This window comes from Methanomicrobia archaeon (genome assembly GCA_016930255.1).
Classification (GTDB): Archaea; Halobacteriota; Syntropharchaeia; order Alkanophagales; family Methanospirareceae; genus JACGMN01.
Map to the genome: position 1 here is coordinate 26,930 of JAFGHB010000012.1, position 9,252 is coordinate 36,181.

Sequence of the window (9,252 nt, forward strand, 5' to 3'; positions counted from 1 at the left end):
CTTGTCGAGTAGCACTCGCCACTTCTTGAGATTGAAAATCTGGTGGGTTCACCAATAAGCCAAATCGAGCGGCTCAGAAAGTCCTGCTACGACGCACATCCATCGCCTTTCTACAATAAAATCCGCAGAATATCTCGATCGATGAGCATCCCGATCAATTTCCCTCGTGCGGACACAACAGGGAGCTGGTCGAACCGGCCTTCACGCATCTTCTGCGCACACGCACTCACGCCGAAATTACGCGTCGCCGTAACGACATCCTTCACCATCACGTCCTTTACCTGCTTATCCGGCAATCGTATCCGCGATACACTGTAATACAATTTCATCGTATCTCGCATCCCATCCAATGACCACTGATCGTCATCAGAGCCTAAAGACAGGTCAGAACGGCTCATTCCTTCTTCTATCACCGCAGCATTTATCAAATCCTGATCGGTTATCAATCCCGCCAGTTCTAACGCGGAATTGAGCACCGGAACCGCTTTCACCTTCGCCAGCTCCATTAATCTCCCTGCAACTGCTAACGGCATCTCATCCCACAGTGCGACGGTCTTATTTCTTACATACTCGCTTACTGAGGTCTTATCGTCCCACGTCGCTATTTCCCTAATGAAATCAGCAACGGTTACGAGCCCCACGAGTTTTCCCTCATCCACCACCGGTAAACGACGGATTCCATGCGAACGGATAACCTTGGCAGCCTCTGCAATGGTCGTATCGGGGCTAATAAGAATGGGATTCCGGGTCATGAGCAATGCTACCTGCTCCTCAGTCGGGTTTCGCAACAGATCTTGTCGCGTAACGACGCCTACTACGTTCCCCTCCTTAACCACGGGAACGCCCGAGATGTAGTTCTCCTTGCACGCCTCCAGTACATCCTCTCTCGTTCCCGGCACGGTCACGTACGCGACGTCCCCCACCATTATGTCCCGTATCGTCATCCGCTCACGTTCGTCTTGCGTTTTCGTCATTCCGCTTCTAGTATTTTGTAAACGGCATCATGGGGCCTTACCGTACCTTTCACCTTCAGCCCGATTGCCTGCCCCCGAGTAGCCGTCTCCACCTTAGTGTTATCTATCTCCATCGACTCGACCACCTGCTCAAACGAAGTTGTTGCCCCTTCTACTCGTATTCTATCCCCTACACTTATATCGTCACTCAGTTCCACCACGACCACGCCTATCTTCGAGAAGTAATGTGTAATTTTTCCTATTAGCTTCTTCTCAGCCACGGCATCCACCTCATTCGGTTTATACTATCCTTTATTTATACTATCTTGTACTTGCCTTCATAATGTAAAAAAGGTATCTCCTTGCCAGGCTCAATCCGGTCCTGCATGTCCTCCGGTATCTTTAGCTCAATTGTCGAGTAATCCTCCAGGTCCATAATCTGCGCGGTCTCCCCCATAAGCGCAAGCACCTGGCCAGTCTTTCGCTCTATGATTGGCACATAGATCTTCGTCGTAACCGGATGAACTGCCGTTCGCTTCTGCGAATCAAATACGCCAATCGCTTCCATCCTCGCTTTTGCCGCTCCGTGCTTACCCGGCTTTGAACTCGTTATGCTCATGATCGTGCATGGCTCGTCATCTATGATAACATACTTACCTTCCTTCAACATCCTTACCTCTGTCAGTTCCTTCATGTTTTATTCCACACCCGCTTTTCGCCCTTCTTTCCGCTCCTTTTCGTGTGTATCCTTTCTTACACTTATGCCTGCGATAAACTTATAAGTACCGAAAACATAAAGTTGATTGGAGGGAGTAAAGAACAAGGTGGCGTGGCTCATCCTAAAGATTGTGGCTCTCTGTGTGCTTTTGCTCCTGTCAGGATTCTTCTCTGGCTCTGAAACCGCGCTCATCCGGATAGGAAAGCTAAAAGCCAGATCGCTGCTCAAAAGAGGCGTTAAAGGCGCTGATATCGTCCAGAAACTGGTAAACGAGCCTGAAGTTATGCTCACCACCGTGCTCATTGGGAACAATATCGTTAACATTGGAGCGTCCGCATTGGCTACTTCCATCGCCATCGAGTATTTCGGCGATCTCGGCGTCGGCATTGCCATCGGTGTGATGACCTTCTTAATCCTCACGTTTGGCGAGATCATGCCCAAGACCTTTGCCGTGCACCACGCCGAGCGATTTTCCATCGCGGTTTCGAAGCCGCTGGAGATATTGATTTTTGTCTTGCGACCTCTTGCAGCGGTTCTTTCAGTAATAACACACGCTTTTGGGAAGCTCTTCGGTCTGAAGATGCAGCAGAGCAAACTGATCTCCGAGGAGGAGGTGAGGTCGCTGCTCGATATAGGCGAGGAGGAAGGGGCGATAGAAGAGGACGAAAAGCAGATGATGAAAGGTGTGCTCAAGCTGGATTATATAAACGTAAAGAACGTAATGACCCCGAAGGAAGATATGATATGTCTCGACGTTAATCAAACTGTGGATTCTGCAGTAGAGTTAATAAAAAAACATGGCTATTCAAGAATTCCGGTATTTGAAAAGACAAAGAACAATATTGTAGGGATATTATACGCGAAGGACTTGCTGATAAAGGAGAGTGAGAGCACTAGTTCGCTCATGAAACTGATGAAACCTGCTCATTTTGTAAAGGAAACAGCACGGGTAGATGACCTCCTTAAGGAATTTCGTGAGGGTAAGTTCCACATCGTAATTGTCGTGGATGAAGAAAAGAAAACAAGCGGCTTGGTTAGCCTTGAGGACCTTCTGGAAGAGATAGTAGGAAGTATATACGACGAATACGACGTGAAAAAAACAAAGAGCTAAAAATAAGGGGAATAAGATTAGATCGTATGACGACAGGTAGAAACCTACTTCTTATATCTCATCCTCTTCCGTCTCTTCTTCAACTTGTGTTTCCGCATCTTTGCGACCTTTCGCTTCTTTCCGCAGGGAATTTGAACTCACCACCTTTCTTATCTTTTAGTCCTTTCTCTTATTAAGTACTGTAATTACATTATTTTAAAATGCATAAATATCTTAGTAGTGTGTGTGAGGAAAAGATTGGGAAGGAGATGAGATGGGGAGGATAGAGCGGCCGCCAGGTTGGATATTGAAATACAAGGAACGGGTAGAGAAAGAGGAGATAACCGTGGATGAGATTCTCGAGGAGGAGAACAAGATACGAGAGACACCAATCAAAATATCCTCGGTGACACGGGCGATAAATGCCATGGGTCTTCCTATTACCGGATTGCGAAGCGAGAAGCGAGGCAAAAGTGAAGGAGAAGGGATAGAAGGAGAAGCGGAGGGAACGTTCACGCCGGGCGGGACGTCGGAGGGGATAGAACGAGGCCCCGGATGGCTGCAGATATACCATGAGCGGATAAAGAACGGCACTATAACCGTCGAGGGGATTCTCGAGGAGGAGAACAAGATACGTGCAGAGCCTATAAAGATAGCAACGGTTAAGAGAGCGGTGAATGCCATGGGCTATCCCATTAGCGGGATGCGCAGCGAGCTACCGGACGCGCTGACAGAGGGAGGCGCTGAGGGCACAGTTGAAACGGGCGGAGCATCCACGGGTGCCGAGAAAGGACCTGGTTGGCTTCGGAAATATCGTGAGCGGATAGAAAGAGAGGAGATAACCGTAGATGAGATACTCGAGGAGGAAAACAAGATACGCACGGTGCCTATCAAGAGATCGTCGGTGACTCGCGCGGTAAACGCCATGGGCTATCCCATTAGCGGGATGCGCAGCGAGCTACCGGACGAGCTAACGGAAGGAAAAGAAGGAGTGAAACCAAAAAAAGCAGGCAGGGCAGAAGCGGTTGCGTATTCTTCTACTATTGGTAAACTATCAGAATCGACGCTGAAGCGATTTAATGCGATTAAGAAGAGCTGGGAGGCGGACTTGGATAAACCTCTGCAGAATGACTATTTTGTCAATATTCTCCTCGCGTTAGCCAAGCTTGCTGAGTATGGTAAGTCACTCGCGCCCGTGAAGAGCTAGAACAGCAGAGCATGAAGATTCTGGTTGCCGAGTATGCAGTAGGCGGAGGCGAGGAGAGTGAATCGCTGTTACGAGAAGGTAAAGCGATGCTGTCAACGCTCAAAGCAGGCTTTGAGCGGACGGGGCATGAGGTGGTCTATCCAGAAGCGGAAGCCGATTTCGGGGCTGCAGTGGAACGGCTCTCGAAGGAAAGCGATGCGGGCATCGTTATTGCTCCGGACGAGGAGTTGTACTCGCTTACACGGCTTTTAGAATCAAATACAGCTAATTTGGGCTGTCCTTCTGAGTTTGTCAAGATATGCACGGACAAGCTGCGTACATCAAAATTGTTACACGCAGAAGGGATACCGGTGCCGAGAGTTGTAGCCGTGGAAGAAGTAGAAACGGCAAACGAGACCAGGTACGTAAGTAAGCCGCGGTACGGCTGTGCATCGGAGGGCGTCTTCATACTGAATGGGGCTAACTGTCACGAAGTTCTGTCATCCTACGGGAGTTCTGACTATATCATCACGGACTTCATACGCGGCGAGGACCTAAGCAGCAGTGTAATCGCGGGAAAAGCCTCCGTATTGCCGCTTACGATAAACAAGCAATTTATAAGAGCGGATGGCAAACGGCTGCGATACGAAGGCGGCTACGTGCCTTATTCTCTAGGACAAGAAGCGGATCGCGAGCTAATGAGCATAAGTGAGCAGGTGGTAACCGCGCTCCACGGCGCAGGCTACGTGGGGATAGATTTCGTACGGGCAGAAGGCGAAAGAACGGCATACGTCGTTGACGTCAACCCACGACCCACCACGTCTATCGTGGGAATCGCGAAGGTCTTGAAGAATTATGAAGTGGCCGATTTGATGCTCCGCGCGAAGTTCGGAACGTTGCCTGCGGCGGACGACGTAAAAACCGAAGGGCGTTTTGTGATTAACCATTTTAAATAATTTATCAGCTCCTCAGAAAATATCTCTTTAACGAGTAGTGCCTGATCAGACGGGTGTAAAGATGCGTAAGGTCGAACGAATTGTAGGAATAGCAAAGGACACGCTGGAATTCATTCTGGAAGTGAGTAAATCGAGCCATCCGCGGGAGTTCATCGGGATGCTGTGCGCTGATGACGATCTTATCACCGACATTTTCTTTCTTCCCGGTACGATCTCCTCAGATGAAAAAGCGATTATGCGACTGAATATGATGCCACTGGGGCTTCGCTACGCGGGCTCGGTACACAGCCACCCGCATCCGGGGTCGACGAGACCGTCACGGCAAGACTTGCTGATGTTCTCCAAGACCGGCAATTGCCATATCATTGTATGCTATCCCTACGAACTGGCGGACTGGCGATGTTATAATGCGAAGGGCGAGGAGCGGAAGTTGGAGCTAGTAGTGCGGGAGTTGGAGCACGAGGGAATAGGAGAAGAGCAGCTATGGTGAGGGTATTGGCGACGGGAACGTTTGAGCTACTTCATCCTGGGCATGTGCTCTATTTGGAGGAGGCAAAGAAGCTGGGTGACGAGCTTTTTGTCATTGTTGCGCGGGATGCCACTGTGAAGCAGCGAAAAAGAACGCCGATTATACCCGAGGAGCAGCGGTTGCGGATGGTTTCCGCGTTGAAGGTCGTGGACCGGGCGATGCTGGGTAGCGAACGGGATATGTATGAACCTTTATATAATATCAAACCGGATATTATAGCATTAGGTTATGACCAGGCCTTCAATGAAAAGGTACTGGAAGAGGAGCTAAGAGAACGAGGCTTTCATTCACAGATTATTCGTATAAGGAAGCATAATTCAAATGCCTTCTGTAAGGCCGAGGCGATAATAAACAGGATATTGGAATCAGCGGAGGAAGGAAGATGGAAGAAGAGCGGGGATTAACTCGAATAGGGGTGTCGTTACCCTCAAATCTGTTGAAGAAATTTGACACGATAATACGGGGTCGGGGGTATTCGTCGCGGTCCGAAGGGATTCGTGATGCGATCAGAGCCTATATCGTGGAGTACGAGTGGATGGAGCGCGAATCAGGCGAGGAGATCGGGACCGTAACCTACATCTACGACCACGACCAGAGGGGTTTAGGCGATGAGTTAACCGAAGTTCAACATCGTTATTTGGATATGATAAAATCGTCGACACACATTCACCTAGATCACGAGAATTGCTTTGAGGTCGTGGTGATTCAGGGCGATGCGAGGAAGATAAAGGCGTTGGCGGAGAATATAATGAGTTTGAAAGGGGTAAAACACGTGAAGTTGACAACAACACATGGAGGAATATAAACAATGGACATAATGGATCAGGTAAAGAAAGGAACGACGACTGTGGGTTTAATCTGCGACGATGGTGTCGTGCTGGCGAGCGAGAAGAGGGCGACAATGGGCTCCTTTATCGCTTCTAAAGCGGCGAAGAAGATCTATCAGGTGGATGACCGACTGGGTGTAACAACGGCCGGCGTGGTAGGCGATGCGCAGGCTTTGATCAGAATGATGTCTGTGGAAGTGAAACTGTACAAGATACGGAGAGGGGAGCCGATGACAGTAAAAGGAATGGCGACGCTGCTCTCCAACGTGATGAACGGTCAGCGGTACTACCCGTATATCGTGCAACTCCTGTTAGGCGGTATAGACCGAAATGGAGCGCATGTATTCTCGATAGACCCGTTTGGTGGCAATACGGAGGAGAAAGAATTAGCAGCCACCGGTTCCGGTTCGCCCATCGCTTATGGTGTGCTGGAAGATCGATACTCGCCGGGGCTGTCGCTAGAAGACGGGATTGCACTCGCGATACAGGCATTGCATTCCGCAATAAGGCGTGACAGCGCCTCCGGCGGCGAGATGGAAGTGGTGGTGATAACCCCGGAGACGTATGAGACGTTAAGCGATGAGAAGGTAACAGAGATAAAAGCTTCTTTTAAATGAACCCTGGATTAAGTAGGGGCTCTGGTAGGTTTACGAATATAAGATGAGCTGAGCGTAAAATACTCGCACTGCTGAGGGGTCTCCTCCCCGAAATTGTAACAAACAAATAGATAGATAGCTAGATAGTTGGAGCATGTGGATGCAACATAGAACCGAAGAAAGAGATTAAGAAGAAGGATAGACAATGCGGCCTGAAGAGAAGCTTTTAGACTTAAAGCGGAGAATAGTGCAGTTATTACCGGACACGGTGAGCATAACCGGCGTGGAATTTGAAGGGCCGGAGCTCGTCATTTATACCGAAGACACGCAGACGTTCGTAGACGACGGCGCGATCGTTCGAACGTTAGCGAAGGAATTGAAGAAACGGATCTCGGTGAGACCGAGCAGTAATATACTGATGGATCCGGATAAGGCCGCAAAGGTGATTCAAGAGATTATACCGGACGAAGGCGGGATAAAAGATATTTATTTCGATATGGACAAGGCAGAGGTAATAATAGAGGCGGAGAAGCCCGGATTGGTGATCGGCACGCGCGGTGCAACGCTGCGAGAAGTGGCAAAGGAGATCGGGTGGCGTCCGAACGTTATTCGCGCTCCGCCGATACAATCATCCACGATAAAGAGCATACGGCGGTATCTACGGGATGAGAGCGATTTCCGGAAAGACTTTCTGAAGAAAGTCGGCCGGCAGATATACCGTGACAAGACTAAAGAGGACGAATGGCTGCGTGTAACGACCTTAGGTGGCTGCCGTGAGGTAGGCAGGAACTCATTCATGCTTTCTACACCGGAGACACGGATTTTAATCGATTGCGGCGTGAGTGTGGGCTCAGAGGGGACGCCGTATCTATATGTCCCCGACGTATTACCGATCAGCGATCTAAACGCGGTGGTAATAACTCATGCGCATCTTGACCACTCGGGCTTGGTGCCGCTGCTCTTCAAATATGGGTATGACGGGCCTGTTTACATGACCCAGCCAACGAGGGACCTTATGGCGCTGCTGCTGCTCGATTATATCGAGGTATCAGCACGGGAAGGAAAGCGGATACCATATGAGTCGTCCTACATACGCGATACGATACGACATACGATTCCGCTGAAGTACGGCGATGTCACGGATATAGCGCCCGATGTGAAGCTCACGCTGTACAATGCAGGGCACATACTGGGCTCTTCGATTGCCTATTTCCATGCAGGTAAGGGGCTGTATAACGTTGCCTTTACCGGTGACATCAAGTACGAGCGCACGTTCCTCTTCGATCCGGCCTTCAACGGCTTCTCACGACTCGAGGCGTTGGTCATGGAAGCTACGTACGGCGGTATGAACGATATGCAACCGTCGAGACGTGAAGCAGAGCAGAATTTGAAGGATGTCATAGAGCAGACGATAGAGAAGGGCGGTAAAGTGCTCATACCCGCTTTCGCGGTCGGTCGTTCGCAGGAGGTCATGATCGCACTGGAAGGCCTGCAATTGGAGGTGCCGGTGTATTTAGACGGCATGATCTGGGAGGCAACGGCAGTCCACTCTGCATATCCCGAGTACCTCAACAAGAATCTCAAGAATTCTATATTCCAGGGGGAGAATCCGTTTTTGTCCGATATTTTCGTTCAGGTGGACGACGCGGAGAAGAGGCGGGAGGTAATAGAGGAGGACAAGTCCTCGATTATCCTTTCCACGTCAGGTATGCTCAATGGCGGGCCGGTGCTCGAATATTTGAAAGGGCTGGCGAGCGATGAGCGGAATACGCTGGTCTTTGTGGGTTATCAGGCGGAAGGGACGCTTGGGAGACGGATACAGAAGGGCTGGAACGAGATGCAGTTCTCCCATGAGGGCCGGCTGGAGACAATAAAGGTGGCGATGGACATAAGCACAATCGACGGCTTCTCAGGGCATTCTGACCGCAATCAACTAGTGGAGTTCGTGAGGCGGATACGACCGCTGCCGTCCAAGGTGCTGTGCATGCACGGTGAGAACAGCAAGTGCATCGCGTTAGCAAGCGGGATACACAAGAAGCTCAGTATAGAGACGAGCGCGCCCATGAATTTGGAGACCATTCGGTTAGTATAGTATAAAGCAAGCAGCGGTTTTTCCTTTACGTACACAATTCATCGCGGTTGAGTTGAAGAGCAAGGCGTGAGAGAGAGGTGTTTGAGCAGCTCCGGGATGCATCGTTACCCGTTGAATACGATACATCAGGCAGTATAGGCAAGCGCTATCGCTATCAAGGCGAGTTTTAGGTGAAGCAGGTTCGCGTTCCAATAGAAACGCCACAAGGAATTTTTTATGTTTTTGTTAAGTAAACTTTGAAACTACCCGGTATAAAGTGATGCTGGTATGGCTTTGATCCCTCTATGATACCTTTTAGTGTTGAA

At 49.8% G+C, this 9,252-nt stretch carries 11 protein-coding genes; 8 read left to right on the top strand and 3 right to left on the bottom strand.

Annotation, left to right across the window (positions count from 1 at the left end; genetic code table 11):
- Positions 1–110 precede the first annotated feature (110 nt).
- Genes JW878_01895 through JW878_01905 form a run of 3 tightly spaced genes read right to left on the bottom strand, consistent with a single transcriptional unit; the run spans position 111 to position 1,647 of the window.
- The gene (locus JW878_01895) at positions 111–974 is read right to left on the bottom strand and encodes a CBS domain-containing protein (protein ID MBN1761818.1); all 864 of its coding nucleotides are present in this window, start codon (positions 972–974) and stop codon (positions 111–113) included.
- Positions 971–1,234, bottom strand: a complete 264-nt coding sequence (locus tag JW878_01900; protein ID MBN1761819.1) for a translation elongation factor-like protein — start codon at positions 1,232–1,234, stop codon at positions 971–973. Before JW878_01900 ends, JW878_01895 begins: the two co-directional genes overlap by 4 nt.
- A 35-nt stretch (positions 1,235–1,269) precedes the next feature.
- Complete coding sequence (locus JW878_01905) at positions 1,270–1,647, bottom strand: translation initiation factor IF-5A (GenBank protein ID MBN1761820.1); 378 nt, start codon at positions 1,645–1,647, stop codon at positions 1,270–1,272.
- Positions 1,648–1,777: 130 nt separating this feature from the next.
- Here JW878_01905 and JW878_01910 point away from each other — a divergent pair, with 130 nt between their 5' ends.
- The 8 genes from JW878_01910 (at position 1,778) to JW878_01945 (ending at position 8,947) form a co-directional block, all read left to right on the top strand.
- Complete coding sequence (locus JW878_01910) at positions 1,778–2,782, top strand: DUF21 domain-containing protein (protein MBN1761821.1); 1,005 nt, start codon at positions 1,778–1,780, stop codon at positions 2,780–2,782.
- A gap of 253 nt (positions 2,783–3,035) precedes the next feature.
- Positions 3,036–3,968, top strand: coding sequence for a hypothetical protein (locus JW878_01915; GenBank protein MBN1761822.1), 933 nt, complete (start codon positions 3,036–3,038; stop codon positions 3,966–3,968).
- Between the two features lie 11 nt (positions 3,969–3,979).
- A complete protein-coding gene (locus tag JW878_01920; GenBank protein ID MBN1761823.1) occupies positions 3,980–4,903 on the top strand; it encodes an ATP-grasp domain-containing protein in 924 nt (307 codons plus the stop codon).
- 61 nt (positions 4,904–4,964) lie between these two features.
- Positions 4,965–5,393 carry a Mov34/MPN/PAD-1 family protein gene (locus JW878_01925; protein ID MBN1761824.1) on the top strand — a complete coding sequence of 143 codons (429 nt, stop codon included), beginning with the start codon at positions 4,965–4,967 and terminating at the stop codon, positions 5,391–5,393.
- Positions 5,387–5,836, top strand: coding sequence for an FAD synthase (locus JW878_01930; GenBank protein MBN1761825.1), 450 nt, complete (start codon positions 5,387–5,389; stop codon positions 5,834–5,836). The genes JW878_01925 and JW878_01930 overlap by 7 nt, the downstream gene beginning before the upstream one ends.
- Entirely contained in the window at positions 5,815–6,237 is a 423-nt protein-coding gene (gene nikR / locus JW878_01935; GenBank protein MBN1761826.1) for a nickel-responsive transcriptional regulator NikR, read from the top strand. Before JW878_01930 ends, nikR begins: the two co-directional genes overlap by 22 nt.
- Positions 6,238–6,240: 3 nt before the next feature.
- Entirely contained in the window at positions 6,241–6,876 is a 636-nt protein-coding gene (gene psmB, locus JW878_01940) for an archaeal proteasome endopeptidase complex subunit beta (GenBank protein ID MBN1761827.1), read from the top strand.
- 184 nt (positions 6,877–7,060) lie between these two features.
- On the top strand, positions 7,061–8,947 hold the full coding sequence (locus tag JW878_01945; protein MBN1761828.1) for a beta-CASP ribonuclease aCPSF1: 1,887 nt from the start codon (positions 7,061–7,063) through the stop codon (positions 8,945–8,947).
- Positions 8,948–9,252 lie beyond the last annotated feature (305 nt).